Source organism: Pseudomonas sp. GW821-FHT01A09 (assembly GCF_058986725.1).
This window is the reverse complement of sequence record NZ_JBYSWB010000001.1, coordinates 151881-170139: the sequence shown is the minus strand read 5'-3', so window position 1 is coordinate 170139 and position 18259 is coordinate 151881. Positions and strand designations below refer to the sequence as shown.

General features: G+C 63.3%; 14 protein-coding genes and 1 riboswitch. Of the genes, 8 read left to right on the top strand and 6 right to left on the bottom strand.

The genetic code is table 11. The features are described from left to right. Positions 1-197: 197 nt before the first annotated feature. Entirely contained in the window at positions 198-857 is a 660-nt protein-coding gene (locus AC3WJP_RS00690; protein ID WP_493719312.1) for a hypothetical protein, read from the top strand. Between the two features lie 5 nt (positions 858-862). Here the strand turns inward: AC3WJP_RS00690 and AC3WJP_RS00685 are convergent, their stop codons facing one another. Beyond that, positions 863-1996 (bottom strand): MBL fold metallo-hydrolase, encoded by a 1134-nt coding sequence (locus AC3WJP_RS00685; RefSeq protein WP_493719311.1) that lies wholly within the window; start codon positions 1994-1996, stop codon positions 863-865. Between the two features lie 165 nt (positions 1997-2161). Here AC3WJP_RS00685 and AC3WJP_RS00680 point away from each other — a divergent pair, with 165 nt between their 5' ends. Together AC3WJP_RS00680 and AC3WJP_RS00675 are read left to right on the top strand one after the other, a co-directional pair. Further along, positions 2162-2773, top strand: a complete 612-nt coding sequence (locus AC3WJP_RS00680; protein WP_493719310.1) for a TetR/AcrR family transcriptional regulator — start codon at positions 2162-2164, stop codon at positions 2771-2773. A 134-nt stretch (positions 2774-2907) separates the two neighbouring features. Beyond that, positions 2908-4257: an amino acid permease gene (locus tag AC3WJP_RS00675; protein WP_493719309.1), complete on the top strand. Its 1350-nt coding sequence runs from the start codon at positions 2908-2910 to the stop codon at positions 4255-4257. Between the two features lie 107 nt (positions 4258-4364). Here AC3WJP_RS00675 and AC3WJP_RS00670 read toward each other — a convergent pair whose 3' ends face one another. Then, positions 4365-4889, bottom strand: coding sequence for a cysteine hydrolase family protein (locus AC3WJP_RS00670; RefSeq protein WP_493719308.1), 525 nt, complete (start codon positions 4887-4889; stop codon positions 4365-4367). Between the two features lie 208 nt (positions 4890-5097). Next, positions 5098-5916 carry a helix-turn-helix domain-containing protein gene (locus AC3WJP_RS00665; protein WP_493719307.1) on the bottom strand — a complete coding sequence of 273 codons (819 nt, stop codon included), beginning with the start codon at positions 5914-5916 and terminating at the stop codon, positions 5098-5100. A gap of 174 nt (positions 5917-6090) precedes the next feature. Here AC3WJP_RS00665 and AC3WJP_RS00660 point away from each other — a divergent pair, with 174 nt between their 5' ends. The 5 genes from AC3WJP_RS00660 to AC3WJP_RS00640 all read left to right on the top strand — a co-directional run bounded on the left by AC3WJP_RS00660 (position 6091) and on the right by AC3WJP_RS00640 (position 13223). After that, complete coding sequence (locus tag AC3WJP_RS00660; protein ID WP_493719306.1) at positions 6091-7533, top strand: alanine/glycine:cation symporter family protein; 1443 nt, start codon at positions 6091-6093, stop codon at positions 7531-7533. A 128-nt stretch (positions 7534-7661) separates the two neighbouring features. Continuing rightward, positions 7662-7857, top strand: a riboswitch (cobalamin riboswitch). 42 nt (positions 7858-7899) lie between these two features. Further along, positions 7900-8925 (top strand): ABC transporter substrate-binding protein, encoded by a 1026-nt coding sequence (locus tag AC3WJP_RS00655; RefSeq protein ID WP_493719305.1) that lies wholly within the window; start codon positions 7900-7902, stop codon positions 8923-8925. Beyond that, positions 8922-9959, top strand: a complete 1038-nt coding sequence (locus AC3WJP_RS00650) for a FecCD family ABC transporter permease (protein WP_493719304.1) — start codon at positions 8922-8924, stop codon at positions 9957-9959. Before AC3WJP_RS00655 ends, AC3WJP_RS00650 begins: the two co-directional genes overlap by 4 nt. Next, complete coding sequence (locus tag AC3WJP_RS00645; protein WP_493719303.1) at positions 9956-10738, top strand: ABC transporter ATP-binding protein; 783 nt, start codon at positions 9956-9958, stop codon at positions 10736-10738. Before AC3WJP_RS00650 ends, AC3WJP_RS00645 begins: the two co-directional genes overlap by 4 nt. A 76-nt stretch (positions 10739-10814) precedes the next feature. Continuing rightward, complete coding sequence (locus tag AC3WJP_RS00640) at positions 10815-13223, top strand: membrane-bound PQQ-dependent dehydrogenase, glucose/quinate/shikimate family (protein ID WP_493719302.1); 2409 nt, start codon at positions 10815-10817, stop codon at positions 13221-13223. Between the two features lie 125 nt (positions 13224-13348). Here AC3WJP_RS00640 and AC3WJP_RS00635 read toward each other — a convergent pair whose 3' ends face one another. From AC3WJP_RS00635 to AC3WJP_RS00625, 3 genes are all read right to left on the bottom strand, one after another. Further along, positions 13349-14644 (bottom strand): serine hydrolase domain-containing protein, encoded by a 1296-nt coding sequence (locus AC3WJP_RS00635; RefSeq protein ID WP_493719301.1) that lies wholly within the window; start codon positions 14642-14644, stop codon positions 13349-13351. A gap of 257 nt (positions 14645-14901) precedes the next feature. Next, positions 14902-16800: a sigma 54-interacting transcriptional regulator gene (locus tag AC3WJP_RS00630; RefSeq protein ID WP_493719300.1), complete on the bottom strand. Its 1899-nt coding sequence runs from the start codon at positions 16798-16800 to the stop codon at positions 14902-14904. Between the two features lie 99 nt (positions 16801-16899). Next, positions 16900-18105 (bottom strand): multidrug effflux MFS transporter, encoded by a 1206-nt coding sequence (locus tag AC3WJP_RS00625; RefSeq protein WP_493719299.1) that lies wholly within the window; start codon positions 18103-18105, stop codon positions 16900-16902. Positions 18106-18259 lie beyond the last annotated feature (154 nt).

The following is an 18259-nucleotide window of genomic DNA, read 5'->3' as shown; positions in this document are numbered from 1 at the left end:
CCATTGATTATCGTCATGATTTGCAAAGAAATCATCCAAGGCCAACCCCGACATTCTCTCTATAATTTTCGTCAGAGCGCAAAAAACCCACCAGAAGGTGGGTTTTTTGTGTCTTTCATCTGTCCTCGGGGGGAGGCTGACGCCCGCGAATCCCGTGGCAAGTGGGAAAACTATAAGGAAGACCCGGAGCCATGTCAATGAACCTTCCAGACGCCATCCGCCGCTCACTATCGCCTGCCAGAATTGCCACCTATGAGGCAGCGGCTTTGGCGGCAGGTTGCGAAGCGCGCGAGGGTTTGACCTTGTACATCTGGAATACCCAAGTTTGCGCTGCATTTTTGACACCGTTGCATTTTTGTGAGGTAGTGCTGCGAAATGCAGCAGCGGATGCCTTGGAAGCAGTCCACGGCCCGCGCTGGCCTTGGAATTCGGGTTTTGAGCGTAGCTTGCCACGGCACCAAGGACCAGGTTACAGCGCGCTGACCGATTTACATGCTGTACGCAAAAGAGCCGCAACGCCGGGGCACGCTATTGCCGAGTTGAAATTTGTGTTCTGGGAGAAGCTTTTCACCAGCAGGCATGACGGTAGAATCTGGAACTCGCAGTTGAGGAGGGTCATGCCTAATCTGGCGTACGACCAATCGATCGCCGATCACCGTAGTTGGATCTTCGCCTCCGTGAACCTCCTGCGCCAGCTCAGAAATCGAATTGCCCATCATGAGCCGATCTACTCCAGAAACCTCAACAAAGATTTCGACATGATCCAACAGCTTGTCAATGCACGTTGCCAGGTGTCTGCGGAATGGATGTTGAGCAGAGATAGGATGATGGCTATTATCGCGGCAAAACCGTTTTAAGACTGTCAGCCTTCACTTACCTGCCGCCGCCCAGCCGGCCGCGCCATCCCTTGCCAATCCGGCTGCGCTTCCTTCGCCACCGCCACCACTGCCCCCTCACCCTCCACCACGCCGATCCACCAGGGTGCACAAGGGCTCGGATAATCCAGATAGAACGGCTGCCCCATTTCCGGCGTGGCGATGCGAACATTGTTCTCCCATGCCAGCGCCTGAATGCGATCCAGTGGTTCATGCCACGCGTGCAGGGCGAGGTCGAAGGTGCCGTTATGAATCGGCATAAGCCAGCGCCCACGCACGTCCAGGTGCGCCTGCAGGCTTTGTTCGGGGTGCATGTGCACGTCCGGCCAGTCGACGTTGTAGGCACCGGTTTCCATCAGGGTCAGGTCGAAAGGCCCGAAGCGCTCGCCAATCAGCTTGAAACCGCTGTGGTAACCGGTGTCGCCACTGAAGAATACCCGGTGCTTGTCGGCGATGATCACCCAGGAGGCCCAGAGGGTCTTGTTGCTGTCACGCAACCCACGGCCCGAGAAATGCTGGGACGGCGCGGCCACCAACTCGACGCCGTGCAAGCGCACCGACTGCCACCAGTTGAGTTCATGCACCTTGGCCGCGGGCACGCCCCATTCGATCAGCGTCTGGCCGACGCCCAGCGGCGCGACGAAGTGCTCGGCGCGGTCCTTGAGGGCAAGAATGGTGGCGTGATCCAGGTGATCGTAATGGTTATGCGAGAGGATCACTGCAGCCAGCGGCGGCAGCTCGTCAAGGCTGATGGGCGGTTGATGGAAGCGCTTGGGACCGGCCCATTGCACGGGAGATGCACGCTCGGCGAACACCGGATCAGTCAGCCAGAAGCGCTGGTTGAGCTTGAGCAGCACGGTGGAATGCCCCAGCCGCCAGACGCTGTTGTCCGGCGCCGCCAACAGCTGATGACGGCTAATGGCCTGCACCGGAATCGGCGCGGCGGGCCGGGTATCGGCTGGTTTGTTGAACAGGCTGTTCCAGATGATGCCGAGAGTCTTGAGGGTGCCGGCGCGATGGCGCGGTGCATGGTTGACGTAGCGACCATCGAGCTGACGCAGGGTGGCTGGCGTATGGCTGGCGGTGCTCACGGAGGTGAGGGTATTGGAGGGGTGGGACATGGCGGCATGACTCCATGAAAGGTGCGGCGCTGGCGGGCGAGCCCGACCGAGTGACGGATGACGGGTAGCAGGAACGAGGTACACTACACAGTGTAGTTTCTAGCTTGCATCATTCTCCCAGGCAAGTAAACTGGTCGGTGTACTTATTTTCAATCAAGAGCCCCCATGACCACCCCGCCCCCGAGATTGACCGACCGTAAACGTGAAGCCATCGTCGAGGCTGCCATCGACGAATTTCGCGACAACGGATTCGAGGTCACCAGCATGGACCGCATCGCGGCCCGGGCGGAAGTTTCCAAGCGCACCGTGTACAACCACTTCCCCAGTAAAGAAGAGCTATTCGCCGAAATCATGGAGCGCCTGTGGTCGCGCTTTCCGCCCGCCTCCGACGATCCTTATCGCCCCGACGTCGGTCTGCGCGAGCAGCTGCGTGAACTGCTCGAAGCCAAGATGGCAAGCTTGTGTGACCAGAATTGTATCGATCTGGCGCGTATCGCCATCGGCGCCACGGTGCACTCTCCCGAGCGTGCCATGGTCTGGGTCACCCGCATCAACGAACGCGAAGAGACCGTCAGCGTGTGGGTGCGCGCCGCGCAGAAGGATGGGCGTCTCAAGCCGGTCGAGCCCGGCTTTGCCGCCACTCAGATACACGCGCTGATGAAGTCCTTCGCCTTCTGGCCGCAGGTGACACTTAATGAATCACTTCTGTCGCCCGAACGCCAGGCCGAGGTAGTCGAGGGCGCGCTGGACATGTTCCTCAGCTGGTATGCTGTGTAACGGGCCAGCGGCACGGCCCACTTCCCGCTTCACCCCAAAACAATGATCGCCCGCTAGCACGCGATGCCAACCGCAATGGCAGCCGTCGCGGCGTCCGGCACAGGTCAGTCCGCTTCATGCACGAAGGATTTTCAATGGAACAGCAAGCGCGCCCCGGCCAATTGCGCCGAGGCCTCAAGAACCGTCACATCCAGCTGATCGCCCTGGGCGGGGCCATTGGCACCGGGCTTTTCCTGGGGGTGGCTCACACTGTCGCCATGGCCGGTCCCTCGGTCATTCTCGGCTACGCCCTCGCGGGCGTGATCGCGTTTTTCATCATGCGCCAGCTGGGCGAGATGGTGGTCGAAGAGCCGGTCGCCGGCACCTTCGCGCACTTCGCCGCGCGCTACTGGAGCCCGCAGGCAGGCTTCATGGCCGGTTGGAACTACTGGGTACTCTATGTACTGGTGGGCATGGCCGAGCTGACGGCGGTCGGCGTCTATGTGCAGTACTGGTGGCCGGATGTACCGACCTGGATGTCGGCGGCGATCTTCTTCATCGCCATCAACCTGATCAACGTCCTCAATGTGCGCGTGTTCGGCGAGATGGAGTTCTGGTTTTCGATGATCAAGGTCGTCGCCATCATCAGCATGATCGTCTTCGGCGCCTGGCTGCTGGCCAGCGGCAACGGCGGCCCGGACGCCAGCGTCGCCAATCTGTGGCAACACGGCGGCTTCTTCCCCAACGGCGTGCGCGGCCTGTTGATGGCCATGGCCTTCATCATGTTCTCGTTCGGCGGCCTGGAGCTGATCGGCATCACCGCAGCCGAAGCCGATGACCCCAAGGTGAGCATCCCCAAGGCCACCAATCAGGTCATCTACCGCATTCTACTTTTCTATGTCGGCGCCCTGACCGTGCTGCTGTCGTTGTATCCGTGGCAGAACGTGGTAACCGGCGGCAGCCCCTTCGTGCTGATTTTCCATGCGCTGGACAGCAACATCGTTGCCACCTTGCTCAACGTGGTGGTGCTGACCGCCGCACTGTCGGTCTACAACAGCTGCGTATACAGCAACAGCCGCATGCTGTTCGGCCTGGCCAGTCAGGGCAACGCGCCCAAGCGCCTGCTCAATGTCAGCGCGCGCGGCGTACCACTCACCGCATTGGCCGTTTCGGCGGCGGCGACGGGCGTGTGCGTGCTGATCAATTATGTGATGCCAGCCAAGGCGCTGGAGATCCTGATGGCCCTGGTGGTCGCGGCTCTGGTGCTCAACTGGGTGATGATCACCATCACTCACCTGATGTTTCGCAGCTCGCTGCGCGCGTCGGGGCAGGTGTCGAGTTACAAGAGTTGGGGCTACCCGGTCACCAACTATATCTGCCTGGCGTTTCTGGCGGGCATTCTGGTGATCATGGCCATGACGCCGGGTATCAACGAGTCGGTGCTGTTGATACCCATCTGGCTGGCCGTACTGGCGGTGGCCTACAGAACCAAGCAGCGTCGCTGATAAACTTGTAGCGAGGGGGCTTGCCCCCGAAAGATGTTCGCGTCACCAGACAATGTCAGGGTGCCGGCTATTTTTCGGGGGCAAGCCCCCTCGCTACAGGTGCAGGGTCAGAACGCCACGTCAACAGTGCTTTGCAACTTCACGAACGGCCCCGCCAACAGCTGATTGTGGTGCGCGATGATCGCCGCAGCGTCCAGCACCGGACTGTCCATCGTGGTATGGGCATCGGCCACCAGCACCGCCTTGAAGCCTAGATCCCCAGCCAATCGGCTCGTGCTGTCGACACAGTAGTCAGTCTTCATCCCACAGATCACCAACTCCCCTACCCCGGCATCATCGAGCCATTCGGCCAACCCCGTGTTGAAGAAGCAGCTGGGGCGCGTCTTGTCGATAAAGTGATCCTGATGGGCATCCACCGCCAGCTCGGGCAGTACTTGCCAAAAAGCACTCCCGGCGGCAATCGGCGAGCCATCGGGGCCGGTGTGGCGAACCACCACGATCGGCGCTCCGGCCCGACGGGCCGCGGCGATCAGCGTATTGATGTTGGCCAGTACCCGGTCAGCCTCGAAAGGCGCTTGCGGGCCGTGGAACAGACCGACTTGCATGTCGATCACCAGCAGAGCTTTTTTCATCGTCCTTCTCCATCGTTGGCCAGCCTGGACGGAGAAAACAAAAGGCCCCGTCCAGTGGGTGCTGGCGGGGCCTTTGTTGCATACCGATTCGACTCAGGTACGCATCACCGGGCCGCCATAGGCGGTCGTGGTGGTAGTGAGGTCGGGCGTGTGCGCGTTCATGGGAAAATACTGCCCCTGCTGGCAATAGTGTGTCAACCACCAAGTATCATTCGACTTCGTACAAGCCGTGCACATTGGGAATCGCCTGCAGACGCCGGCGCACGTCATCGTCGATCAGCGCATCGTCCGGATGATAGAGCCGGACCTGCCGATAGGCGTTGATGCGGTTGATCTCCAGCCCCAGATACTCCCACACCACGCGGGTGCATGCCGGGTTGCGCCGGTCACCGCTGGACACTCCGGTTTTCAAGCCATTGAGACGAGTGATACGGCTCTTGAAGCTGGGGATGAGGATGGTCTGGCTCATCTCGTTGACCGTCAGCGATTCGAAATCCACCAGGAATAACCGATCCTGCAGCGCAAAAGCAGCGCCCAGATAGCGGCAGCGCACCCAGTCATCGGCGTGGGGATCGCTGGTGCTGGAGCGTTCCTGACGCTCCTGGCGTTCGAAGAGAAAATTGCCCTGTTCCTCACGCAGGTGCACCAGCGACACCAGGATGGTGCCGGGCACCGACATGCAATTGGAGTATTCGAAGTAATAGCCACAATAGCGCGACAGGTCCGCGGCCTTTTCCCGCAGCGGCGCCAGCATGGCCAGCAGCGGGTCCTGGGGAGCGGGCGTGGGCATGGCCGAGGCGCGAGCACCGATCAGACGCGCAAACTGTTCGGGCGGCAGGCCCAGTTCGTAATCCTCGACCCCGAAGAAATCTCCGATGCGCTTGAGGTTGTAGGCCGTCGGCTGGCTTTGCCCGCTGAGGTACTTGTTGAATTGCGCCCGGTTGATCACCAGCAGCCGACAGACTTCCGATATAGAGCGGTAGTGACTGCAGGCGAGTTTGAGGTTGGTACTGAAATGTTGACTCATGACCCAGCTTTGAAATGAAGCGACAGGCGCAATAATAGCATCAACTCGCACCAAATCGGAGCAACCCGCGAAATTGTCACAGAGTATGTATCGGCCAATCATGCCCCCCTTTCGCGGTGACGCGTCCGTTGCGCTTGTCTTTACAGGTCAAAACAACAAGAGGGAGCACCTAACATGCTTGAAACGCTCAATGATTTTCTGTCCGGGAAAGTCCTTATCGTGCTGATCGTCGGTCTGGGGAGCTACTTCACCCTGCGCTCGCGTTTCGTGCAATTCCGCCATTTCGTTCACATGTTCAGTGTGTTCAAGGAATCGATTCGTGGCCAGGGCGGTCAGTTGAGCTCCTTTCAGGCCCTGATGCTGAGCCTCGCCGGCCGCGTGGGCGCCGGTAACATCGCCGGCGTCGGCATTGCCGTGACCCTGGGCGGCCCGGGCGCGGTGTTCTGGATGTGGGTCACGGCCCTGGTGGGCATGGCGAGCAGCTTTTTCGAGTGCACCCTGGCCCAGGTCTACAAGCGCAGCGAAGGCGAAGGCATGTACCGCGGTGGCCCGGCCTACTACATCCAGCATGGTCTGAAGCTGCGCTGGATGGCCGTAGTGTTCTCGATCCTGCTGCTGGTCACCTACGGCTTCGCCTTCATGGGCCTGCAGTCGTTCACCGTGACCCACTCGCTGCAGAACGCTTTCGGCTACGACCCGCACTACACCGGCATCATCCTCGCCGTGTTGCTGGGCGTGGTGTTCCTGGGCGGCATCAAGCGCATCGCTTCGGTTTCCGACCTGCTGGTGCCGATCAAGACCCTGGCCTACATCGGCGTGACCCTGTACGTGATCTTCACCCAGATCGGCCACGTCCCGGCCATGCTCGAAACCATCGTCAAGAGCGCCTTCGGCCTCGACCCCGCCTTCGCCGGTCTGCTCGGCAGCGCCATCGTCATGGGCGTCAAGCGCGGCGTGTTCGCCAACGAAGCCGGCCTGGGCAGCGCCCCTAACGTCGCCGCCGTCGCTTCCGTGCGCCACCCTGCCGCCCAAGGCGTGGTGCAGGCGTTCAGCGTGTTCCTCGACACCTTCGTGATCTGCACCTGCACCGCCTTGCTGATTCTGCTGTCGGGCTTCTACACCCCGGGCTTCGAAGGCGACGGCATTGCCCTGACCCAGAACTCCCTGGCTGCGGTAGTCGGTGACTGGGGCCGTACCTTCGTCAGCATTGCGCTGTCGCTGTTCGTGTTCACCTGCATCCTCTACAACTACTACCTGGGCGAAAACAGCCTGCAGTTCCTCAGCCGCAATCGCTTCGTGCTGCTGGGCTACCGCGCGCTGGTAATGGTGTTGATCGTCTGGGGCTCGACCCAGGACCTGTCCACTGTGTTCGCCTTCGCCGACATCACCATGACCGGCCTGGCGTTCGTCAACCTGACCGCGCTGGCCCTGCTGTTCAAGGTCGGCCTGCGGGTGATGCGCGACTACGATGATCAGCGCCGCGCCGGGATCAAACAGCCCGTGTTCGACGCCGCCCAGTTCCAGGATCTGGACCTCGACCAGCACGCCTGGCCAGTGGAGACCGGCAAGGTCGCCGAAAGCGCCTACGCCGCCGAACTGGCGCATGCGCAACGCTGATTGGCGATATGCAGCGAGAAGCCCCTTGCGAGGGGCTTTTTGCTGTCCGGATGTTTCGCTGCGAGCCTGCATCATCACCCCGCACCGCAGCATGGCGGCAACAGCATTTCCACCCCGAAAAACAATCACGTACCATGTCGCCCGCCGGTTCCTTCACAGGATCAATAGGGAATCCGTCACGTGCCCACCGCCGTGAAACGGAACTGCCCCCGCAACTGTAGGCGTCGAGCCGCATTCTGATCTGCGCCACTGGTTCACTCCGGGAAGGCCTGAATGCAGCCATGACACGCCAGTCAGGAGACCTGCCGGCGGCAATATCGAGTACCCACCGGCGGGGTGTCCGGAGTTCGTAGCGAGTAGATTTTCATGTCATTGATTCGTCCTGCCCTTCTGCTGAACGGCCTGCTGTTCAGCTTGATCACATGCGGCCCGGCATTGGCCGCACCGACCCACTATCCACTCACCGTGGACAACTGCGGCACCGCGCTGACCTTCGCCCAGGCGCCGAGCAAAGCGGTGACCATCGGCCAGTCCACCACCGAGATCCTCTATGCCCTCGGGCTGGGCGAGCGCGTGGTTGGGACCTCGCTGTGGTTCAACCCAGTGCTGCCGGCGTACCAGAGCCTCGACGCCAAGGTCCCGCGCCTAGCCGACAACCAACCGAGCTTCGAGGCGGTGATCAACAAGCGCCCGGACCTGGTGGCGGTGCAGTTCGAATGGTCGGTCGGGCCTCAGGGCGCCGTCGCCACTCGCGAGCAGTTCAACGACCTGCACATCCCCGCCTACGTGATGCCCACCGATTGCGAAGGCAAGGACAACCGGGTCGGCGCCGACGGCACACGCCTGCGCCCGTTCAGCGTCGACAGCCTGTACAAGACCATCGACCAGCTGGCGACGATTTTCGACGTCAGTGAGCGTGGCACCGCACTCAATGCCGAACTGGCGGCGCGGCTGGCAAAGGCTCAGGCCAAGGTCGCGGCCAAACAGCTGAATAACGCCACCGTGGCGTTCTGGTTCTCCAGCCCGGACCTGGCCAGCGACCCCTACATGGCCGGACGCAAAGGCGTGCCGGACTTCATGGCCAGCACCCTGGGGCTGCACAACGTGGTGCAGTCGGACGAAGAATGGCCCACCGTCGGCTGGGAAAGCATTGCCAAGGCCAATCCCACCGTGCTGGTCATCGCACGGATGGATCGGCGGCGCTTTCCGGCCGATGACTACCTGAAGAAGCTGGAATTCCTCAAGAACGATCCCGTGGCGCGCAATATGGACGCGGTCAAGCACGGCCGCATCGTGATCCTCGACGCCCAGTCGATGGAAGCCACGGTGCGCATGTTCGATGGCATCGACGGCCTTGCCGACGCCATCGATCACTTCAAGCTGCCGAAATGACCCGGACATTGGCCATCGCCGCGCGCCAGTTGCTGCTGCGCCTGAGCTGGGTGTTGCCGCTGCTGGCGCTGGCCCTGCTGGCGGGCGTGGCCATCGGTGAAACGCCGCTGGCGCCCGGTGTGGTCCTGCAGACCCTGGCCAACCAGCTGGGCCTGGGCAACTATCCGCTGGATGCGATCGACCAAGGCATCATCTGGAACTACCGTCTGCCCCGCGCCCTGGTAGCAGCTGCCTGCGGCGCCGGCCTGGCGACCTGCGGCGTGGTCCTGCAAGCACTGTTGCGCAACGCCCTGGCCGAGCCGTACCTGCTAGGTATATCGGCGGGCGCCTCGACCGGCGCGGTGCTGGTGGCATTGATTGGCATCGGTGGCGGCGCCATCTCGTTGTCGATGGGCGCCTTCAGCGGCGCGGTGCTGGCCTTCGTGCTGGTGGTGTTGCTGGCGCGCGCGGGGTCGGCCGCTGGTGCCCGCGGGCAGATCATCCTCGCGGGGATCGCCGGTTCGCAGCTGTTCAACGCCCTCACCGCCTTTGTGATCACCAAGTCGGCCAATGCCGAACAGGCCCGCGGCATCATGTTCTGGCTGCTGGGCAACCTCAGCGGTGTGCGCTGGCCGGCAGTGACCCTCGCGGTGCCGGTGGTGCTGCTGGGCCTGCTGACCTGCCTGTGGCACCGGCGCGCGCTGGACGCCTTTACCTTCGGCAGCGACTCGGCGGCGGCCCTGGGCGTCGCGGTGCGGCGGGTGCAATACATACTGATCGGCAGTACTGCATTGATGACTGCCGTGCTGGTATCGCTGGTCGGCTCCATCGGCTTCGTCGGCCTGGTCATCCCTCACGCCATGCGCTTGCTGGTGGGCCTGCGCCATGCCCGCTTGCTGCCGGCCAGCGCTTTGGCCGGTGCGGTATTCCTGATTGCCGCCGATGTCATCTCGCGCACCCTGATCAGCGGCCAGGTGCTGCCCATCGGCGTGATTACCGCACTGGTCGGCGCGCCGGCCTTCGCACTGATCCTGATCAAGGCCAGACGCCCATGAGCCTGGAAACCCCTCCGGTCCTGACCTGTTCGCAACTGAGCTGGCGCCATCAGGGCACGACCATCCTCGAGGGCGTCGACCTGCACGTGCACGCCGGTGAATCCCTGGCGCTGGTCGGCCCCAACGGCTCGGGCAAGTCGACCCTGATCAAGTTGCTGTGTGGGGTACTTGCGCCCTCCGCCGGCGAGGTGCGCCTGTTTGGTCAGGCGTTGTCCGATTACCTGCGCCGCGACATCGCCCAGCGCATTGCCGTGGTCGAGCAGCACAGCGACACACTCGATGCCATCAGCGTCCGCGATGCCGTGGAACTGGGCCGCACGCCATGGCTCAGCGCGCTGGCGCCGTGGTCGGCGGACGACGATCGCCATGTCGAACAGGCCCTCCAGGCCGTGGACCTCGGCCACCTGCGCAAACGCCGCTGGCACAGCCTGTCCGGCGGCGAACGGCAACGGGCGCAGATCGGCCGCGCCATGGCCCAGCAACCGCAGATCCTGCTGCTGGACGAGCCCACCAACCACCTGGACATTCAGCATCAGCTGTCGATTCTCGGATTGGTGCAGCGCTTGCCGGTGACCACGGTGATCGCCCTGCACGATCTCAACCAGGCCCTCACCTGTGACCGGGTGGCGGTGCTCGACAAAGGCCGCTTGATTGCCCTCGGCGCGCCTGAAGAGGTGCTGGTGCCCGAGTTGCTGCTGCGGACGTTCGGCGTACACGCGCACTATCTGGTCGACCCTGAAGACGGCACGCGGGTGCTGCGCTTTCGTCCGGCTGGCTGATTCAGGGCGCGGAACCCAGGCCGCTGACCAAGGTCGATGATGACTACGTCCTCTCATTCGACCGAATCCCCTGCCCATGCCAATTTCCAAAGCGCCGCTGTCGTTGCCGACACGACTGTGGCTCCTGCTGCTGAGCCTGATCATCGGCGCCGCCGGGCTGTTCCTGACGGGGTTCGGTTACCGCCTGCTCAGATTGCACGGCAGTGCCTACTTCCTCGTCTGCGGCGTGGCGCTGCTGCTGTCCGCCGTGCAACTGGCACGGGCGCGCACCTCGGGGGTGACCCTCTTTGCCCTCGCCTATATCGGCTCGGTGTGCTGGGCATTCATGGATGCCGGCATGGCGTTCTGGCCATTGATGTCGCGCCTGCAACTGCTGACCCTGTTGATGGCAGCCGTCGCCTTGACCCTGCCGCCACTCAGGCGCGCCGAGGGTCGCTCAGCGTTGAAAACCTCGGCCTATGCCAGCGCCATCGTGCTGATACTGGCCTCGCTGGGCGCCGCGGGGTCGATGTTTTTCCCCCATGCCGAGGTGCGGGCCGCCGCCCAGCTCGCACCGCGCCTGCCCGTCACGCCCGGCCAGGAACAAACCAACTGGCAGCACTACGGCAACACGCCGGGAGCCTCGCGCTTCGTCGCCCTCGATCAGATCAACAGCGACAACGTCCAACGCCTGCAAGTGGCCTGGACCTACCACACCGGTGACATCCCCATCAGCCCCACCGGCAACGGCGCCGAAGACGAAACCACGCCCCTGCAGGTCGGCCAGCAACTGTTCATCTGCACCCCGCACAACAACGTTATCGCCTTGCAGGCCAGCACCGGCAAACAGCTGTGGAAGACGCAGATCAACGCCCAGCAGAAAACCTGGATGCGCTGCCGCGGGCTGGACTATTTCGACGTCGACCAAGCCGTGACGCAACCCAGCGTCGCCGCCGCCAGCGCTGTGCCTTTGCCGCAGCCGCCGGTGGGCACGCTGTGCCGCCAGCGTATCGTGCTCAACACCATCGAGGCCGAACTGATCGCCCTGGACGCCCACACCGGGCAGTTCTGCCCGGACTTCGGCGTCGACGGCCGGGTCGATCTGAAACCGGGCATCGGCCAGGGGGTGGAGAGCAACCAGTACTCGCTGACCTCGGCCCCGACCCTGGCGGGCACCACCCTGGTGGTCGGCGGTCGAGTCGCCGACAACGCCAGCACCGACATGCCCGGCGGAGTGATCCGCGGCTACGACGTGATGACCGGCGCCCTGCGCTGGGCCTTCGACCCGGGCAATCCGCAGACCCGTCTGCTGCCCGCGCCCGGCCAGACCTACAGCCGCTCGACGCCCAACGTGTGGGCGCCAATGTCCTACGACCCCGCCTCCAATACCGTCTACCTGCCCGTGGGCAGCGCGGCCATCGACTTCTACGGCGTGCAGCACCATCCGCTCGACCGTCGGTTCGGCGCCTCGCTGCTGGCGCTGGACGCCACCACGGGGCTGGAAAAATGGCACTTTCAGACCGTCCACGACGACCTCTGGGACTTCGATGTGCCCATGCCGCCGAGCCTCATCGACCTGCCCCAGGCCGATGGCCGCAGCACGCCCGCGCTAGTGTTCGGGACCAAGGCCGGGCAACTCTTCGTGCTCGATCGCCTGACCGGCAGGCCCCTGACCCAGGTCGAAGAGCAACCGGTGCCCGCCGGTGACATCCCTGGCGAAACCTATTCGCCGACTCAACCGATTTCGCTGGGCATGCCGCAGATCGGCACCCAGCGCCTTGGGGAGGCGGACATGTGGGGCATCACCCCTTTCGACCAGTTGATGTGCCGCATTGCATTCAAGTCATTGCGCTACGACGGCCTGTTCACTCCGCCCGGCACCGAGACCACGCTGAACTTGCCCGGCTCCTTGGGCGGCATGAATTGGGGCGGTTTGAGTATCGACCCGACCCGCCAGTATCTGTTCGTCAACGACATGCGTGTGGGTCTCGAAGTCCAACTGGTGCCGCAAGGGCCAAAGGTAGAAGGCAAGAAGCCGCCCCGGGCGCTGCAGGGCACACCCTATGCGATCAGCATCAAGCGCCGGTTTCTCTCGCCGCTGGGCATCCCCTGTCAGAAGCCGCCGTTCGGCACCCTTACCGCCATCGACTTGAACACTCGCCAGATCGCCTGGCAGGCGCCGATCGGTACCGTGCAGGACACCGGCCCCCTGGGGATCAAGATGCACTTGCCGATACAGATCGGCATGCCGACGCTGGGGGGCACCCTCGCCACCCAGGGCGGGCTGCTGTTCATCGCCGCGACCCAGGATCACTACCTGCACGCCTTCGATTCCGCCAAGGGTATCGAGCTATGGAAAGGCCGCCTGCCGGTCGGCAGCCAAGGCACCCCGATCAGCTATCGCGACCCGACCACGGGTAAACAGTACGTGGTGATCACGGCAGGCGGCGGCCGCGGTTCGCCGGATCGGGGCGACTACGTGATCGCCTATGCGCTGCCGGATTGACCACTGTAGCGAGGGGGCTTGCCCCCGATCCGATCTATCGGTCGAGGCGAAGGTGCTGATGAGTCCGCAGAATGGCTGGCCCTTCGAAGCGCAGCGCCACCGTATCAAGGTGGCGCTGACGACCATCACCGCCGAGAACGCCCAGCTGTGACCACCGGGCCGACCGCGTCCTGCTTGCGCAGGGTATCGACCACCGCATCGAAGAACACCATGGGGTTGATGGCGTCCTTGTTCAGCGGCTTGGGCTGGGCGCCGAAGGTGACGATCACTACTTTCTGCACCGGATCGATGTAGATGTTCTGGCCCAGCAGGCCGACCGCCGCATAGGCGTGGTCCTGCAAAGAGCCTTTGGTCGACGCCGACCACCACATGTAGCCGTAGCCGGCCTCCTTGCCATTGCCCAGGGTCTTGCTGGTGGTGGCGTCCTCGATCCAATGGGGCGGCAGAATCGAGCGACCGTCGACCACGCCGTTGTTCATGAAGAACTGCCCGAAACGGCCGTAGTCACGCAAAGTCGCGGCGATACCGCTGCCGCCTATTTCCGTGCCTTCGGGGGAATCCAGCCACCAGGTGGCGTCGGCCTCCATGCCATACGGCTGCCAGACTTTTTCCGCCAGGTACTGCGACAGCGGCTTGCCGACCGCCGCACGCACCAGCGCACCCAGCACCTGGGCCTCCCCGGTGTTGTAGTTGAACACCGTGCCGGGCGGGTTGGCGCGTTGCAGGTGACTCATCAGTACCAGCGCCGCGCCGGGCTGCTGGGCCATCTGCAAGCGCAACAAGGCGCGGCGATCGGAGTTGGGGTCGGTGGCGGTCTCGTTCCATTTCGCGCCTGAAGCCATCATCAACAGGTTGCGCACGCTGACGCCGTCGTAGGCGGTGCCCTTGAGCTGCGGCAGATAATCCACCACCTGGGCATCCAGGCCCTTGATGCGCCCTTCCTGGATGGCGATGCCGGCCAGGGTCGAGGTCACCGACTTGGCCACCGACATCGACATCCACCGCGTCTGCGCCGTGTTGCCGCGCTGGTAGCTCTCGTGGACGATTTCGCCGTCACGGATCACCAGCAGGCCGGTGATGCTGTCGAGCGTGAGGAACTCGGCCAGGTCGTAGGCACGCCCCTGGTAGGTGAACTTGATATCGGTCAGGGGTGTTTCGGCCCGGGGCAAGTCCAGCGGATGACGCCCTGCCTTGATCACGCGGCTGGGGAACAACCGGTCGATATTGCGGTAGGTGTTGATGGCGATGTCCGGTGCCAGGGTTCCGGCATAGACCTCTTCGGCCGTGCCGATGGGCTGGTTGGCGAAGGGGTAAGGGGCGGGTTTGCTGGCGCAGGCGCACAGCCCCAGCAAGGTCGCCAGCAGCGCGACGCATCGAGCGCCGTGCAGCCCGCACGAGGTACGGGCAAAACTTCGCAGCATGCACAATCCTTGCTCGGTTCAAGAGCGGCCATGGGTTGGAATGCATCGGCTCAGTCACCAGGCGAGCGCCACGCATGAAATTTTATTTATACCCGATCTGTCACCCGATTGAACCCGCCAGCCGCCAAATGGCGTGGCGATCATGCCCTACCCTGTAGCGAGGGGGCTTGCCCCCGATAGGATGGTCCCATCAATACACGTGCGTCTGGGCGAACGCTGTCGGGGGCAAGCCCCCTCGCTACAGGGTTGGGGTGGTGTCACGCCTCGATATTCAGGCGTTTCAGGCGTGACGCCAGGGTCGTGGGCTTGAGCCCGAGCATCTGCGCCGCGCCGCCCTTGCCGAACAGCTTGCCGTTGCATTGGGCGAGCGCCGCCAGGGTGTTGTCGCGCTCGAGCTGGCGAATCTGCTCGTCGGTGAGAATGCCCGGTGTCGCGCTGACCGCCACACCGACGCCCGGCTGAGTGGTGACCTCGGGCAAATCGATTTTCAAGTCGCGGCCCTGGGAGGTAATCAACGCCCGCTCGATGACGTTCTGCAACTCGCGAATATTGCCCGGCCAGGGATAGCCCTGCAGGCGCTCCAGATCGGACTGCAGCAAACGTCGCCCCGTCAGGTTCAGGCGTCCGCCGATCTGCTGGAGAAAATGCAGGGCCAGGGGTGCGATATCCATGGGCCGCTCGCGCAACGCCGGGGACTGCAGCGGGAAGACATTGAGGCGAAAGTACAGGTCTTCGCGAAAGCGCTTGGCCTCCACCTCATGGCGCAGGTTGCGATTGGTGGCGGCAACGATACGCACATCGACCTTGCGCGTACGCTCCTCACCGACGCGCTCGAACTGCCCTTCCTGCAATACCCGCAGCAACTTGCTTTGCAGGTCCAGCGGGATCTCGCCGATCTCGTCGAGAAACAGGGTGCCGCCATCGGCCAGCTCGAAGCGCCCTATCCGGTCCCGCACCGCGCCGGTAAAGGCGCCACGGATATGGCCGAAGAACTCGCTCTCGAACAGCTCCGCAGGAATCGCCGCGCAATTGACCCGAATCAGCGGATGGCCGCTGCGCTTGCTGGCCTGGTGAATGGCGCGGGCGATCAGCTCCTTGCCGGTGCCCGACTCGCCATGGATCAGCACGCTGGCATCGGTGGGCGCGACCACGTCGATCTGCTTGATGATCTTGAGGATAGGCTCGCTCTGGCCGACGATCTCGCGGTAGTTGTGTTCGATGTGGATCTCTTCCTGCAGGTAGGCGTTCTGCTCCTCCAGGCGTTTTTTCAGGTCCTTGAGTTCGTCCAGCGCCGTTTGCAGTTGCAACTCGGTGGTACGCCGCTCGGTGATGTCGCGGAACACCACCACCGCACCGACGATGCGACTGTCGGCGATCACCGGGGTGCTGGTGAATTCCACCGGGAACGATGTGCCGTCGCGGCGCCAGAACACTTCCTGGCGCCCCTCGTGCACTACGCCATCGTGCACCGCGCGATAGATCGGGCAGTCCTCGACCGGATAATGCGAGCCGTCGGCATGGCTGTGGTGATGAATGCGGTGGATGTTCTTGCCGATCATGTCCTTGGGCTGCCAACCCAGCATGCGCGCGCCGGCCGGGTTGACGAAGGTCGCCAGCCCCTGGTTGTCGATACTGTAGATGCCGTCGCCGACCGCGCTGAGCAGCAACTGGTTGTCGCGCTCCGACTCCTGGAACAGGTTGAGGATATTGCGCCACTCCAGCAGACCGCCGCGCATGGTGCGTTCGGTGTCGGCCTGGTCACGCTGGTACTGTTTTTCGCTGCGCTCGTGCAGCACCAGGATGATCTGCAGTTGGCCTTTGATGCTCAGGGTGGTGGCGCTGATTTCGAGCTCGATGCGCTCGCCGCTCTTGCAGTTGCAACTGAGCCCATCGGTCCAGCCGCGGCCTTTTTCCAGCACCGCCTGGCTGAACACGATCAGGTCGGCCAGTTGATGGCCGAACAGTTTGCTGACCGGTAGCGCGAGCAGTTCGTGCCGCGGGTAGCCTAGCAACTGGCACGCGGCGATGTTGAGATCCCCCAGGCGATCGCCGTAGGGGTCGAGCAGCGCGATGGCTTCACTGCAGTGTTCGAACACCATGTGCCGCGAGGCATAGGCCAGGTCGGCCCAGCCACTGAGGTAGTCATCGTCGGTCATACGAATTCTCGTGGAAAGCCGCTACGAAGATTCGTATTTCTACGCCGTTGACCCCGGCTTGAACAGGGGCAGATGGCGCTGGAAAAGCCGGATCAGCAGTCACTGCCCCGCTGGTTCGCCCTCGGCCTGTTCCTCGCTGATACCCCAGAAACCCAGCAGGCACCCCGCGCCGCCGATGCCCAGGGCCACGCACAACGGCACCGGCGAGCCGTCGGCGAACGCGCTGACCATCCAGCTGAAGGCCATGCCACTGGCGAACTGCACCGCTACGGCGAGGCCGACCGCGGCACCGGCCTGGCGCTGAAACAGCGCCATCAGGCTGGCCGTGCAATTGGCGCCGATCAGGCCGGCGGTGGTCATGTACAGCACCACACACACGACGATCACCCCCGGTACCGCCCACCCCAGCAGGCCAGCGGCGGTCAGCGTCAGCCCCGCCAGCGCGGCGAGCCAGGCGCCGACCTTGAGCATCGCCAGCGGTCCGACCTGGTTGACTTTGCGTGCGTTGATCACCGAGGCCAGGATGATCCCCAGAATATTGAGCGCGAAGACCCAGGCAAACGCGCGCGGCGTGAAACCGAAATGCTCGATGAACACGAACGGCGACGCAGTGACGAAGGCGAAAATTCCGCCGGAGGAAAAGCCCATGCAGAGAATGAACGACATCGCCTGGCGATGCCCAAGGACGCTCAGATAACCGGCGAACGCGGCGCTGACGCTATGGCTGCGCTGCTCCGGCGCATGGCTTTCCTCGAGCAGGACCCAGGCGGACACCCAGCAGATCGAGGCCAGCAGCAACAGCACCAGAAAGATGCTGCGCCAGCCATCGATCAACACCAGCCAGGTGCCGGTCATGGGCGCTATCAAGGTGGCGACCATGGTGATCAATTGCATCAACGACAATACCCGCGCGGCCTGTGCCAACGGGAACAGATCACGCACCACCGCCCGCGCCAGCACCAGAGCGGCGGCGCCGCCCAGCGCCTGGACGAAACGACTGATCAGCAACTGCTCGACACTCTGCGCCAGCATGCACCCCAGACTGGCGAGCACATACAGCGCGATACCGCCCAGCAACAGCGGCCGGCGGCCATAGCGGTCCGACAGCGGCCCATAGGCCAGCATGCCCAGGCACAGCCCGCCGAGAAAGACGCCGATGGTCATCTGCACCAGCGCGGCAGAGCTGCCCAATTCACGGGCGATGTCCGGCAGGCTGGGCAGGTAGGTATCGATGGACAGCGGCACGAAAGCCGCGAGCGCGGCCAACAACAGGATCAGGCGGGGCGTACCGCTTTCGGCTTGCATGCTAGAGCTCACTGGTTGCGCAAAAAGGGCAATGATAACGCCCAAACCCGACCCAATGCAGATGAATTGCACAGACAGGTAGCGGGGGGGCTTGCCCCCGAAAATCTCAGCTGCGGCATATTTTGTCGCTGACACATTTTTCGGGGGCAAGCCC

What these genes read in the sequence shown, in the direction of transcription:
- AC3WJP_RS00690 (WP_493719312.1), top strand. Translation starts at nt 198, where the DNA reads ATGAACCTTCCAGACGCCATCCGCCGCTCACTATCGCCTGCCAGAATT.
- AC3WJP_RS00685 (WP_493719311.1), bottom strand. Translation starts at nt 1,996, where the DNA reads ATGTCCCACCCCTCCAATACCCTCACCTCCGTGAGCACCGCCAGCCAT.
- AC3WJP_RS00680 (WP_493719310.1), top strand. Translation starts at nt 2,162, where the DNA reads ATGACCACCCCGCCCCCGAGATTGACCGACCGTAAACGTGAAGCCATC.
- AC3WJP_RS00675 (WP_493719309.1), top strand. Translation starts at nt 2,908, where the DNA reads ATGGAACAGCAAGCGCGCCCCGGCCAATTGCGCCGAGGCCTCAAGAAC.
- AC3WJP_RS00670 (WP_493719308.1), bottom strand. Translation starts at nt 4,889, where the DNA reads ATGAAAAAAGCTCTGCTGGTGATCGACATGCAAGTCGGTCTGTTCCAC.
- AC3WJP_RS00665 (WP_493719307.1), bottom strand. Translation starts at nt 5,916, where the DNA reads ATGAGTCAACATTTCAGTACCAACCTCAAACTCGCCTGCAGTCACTAC.
- AC3WJP_RS00660 (WP_493719306.1), top strand. Translation starts at nt 6,091, where the DNA reads ATGCTTGAAACGCTCAATGATTTTCTGTCCGGGAAAGTCCTTATCGTG.
- AC3WJP_RS00655 (WP_493719305.1), top strand. Translation starts at nt 7,900, where the DNA reads ATGTCATTGATTCGTCCTGCCCTTCTGCTGAACGGCCTGCTGTTCAGC.
- AC3WJP_RS00650 (WP_493719304.1), top strand. Translation starts at nt 8,922, where the DNA reads ATGACCCGGACATTGGCCATCGCCGCGCGCCAGTTGCTGCTGCGCCTG.
- AC3WJP_RS00645 (WP_493719303.1), top strand. Translation starts at nt 9,956, where the DNA reads ATGAGCCTGGAAACCCCTCCGGTCCTGACCTGTTCGCAACTGAGCTGG.
- AC3WJP_RS00640 (WP_493719302.1), top strand. Translation starts at nt 10,815, where the DNA reads ATGCCAATTTCCAAAGCGCCGCTGTCGTTGCCGACACGACTGTGGCTC.
- AC3WJP_RS00635 (WP_493719301.1), bottom strand. Translation starts at nt 14,644, where the DNA reads ATGCTGCGAAGTTTTGCCCGTACCTCGTGCGGGCTGCACGGCGCTCGA.
- AC3WJP_RS00630 (WP_493719300.1), bottom strand. Translation starts at nt 16,800, where the DNA reads ATGACCGACGATGACTACCTCAGTGGCTGGGCCGACCTGGCCTATGCC.
- AC3WJP_RS00625 (WP_493719299.1), bottom strand. Translation starts at nt 18,105, where the DNA reads ATGCAAGCCGAAAGCGGTACGCCCCGCCTGATCCTGTTGTTGGCCGCG.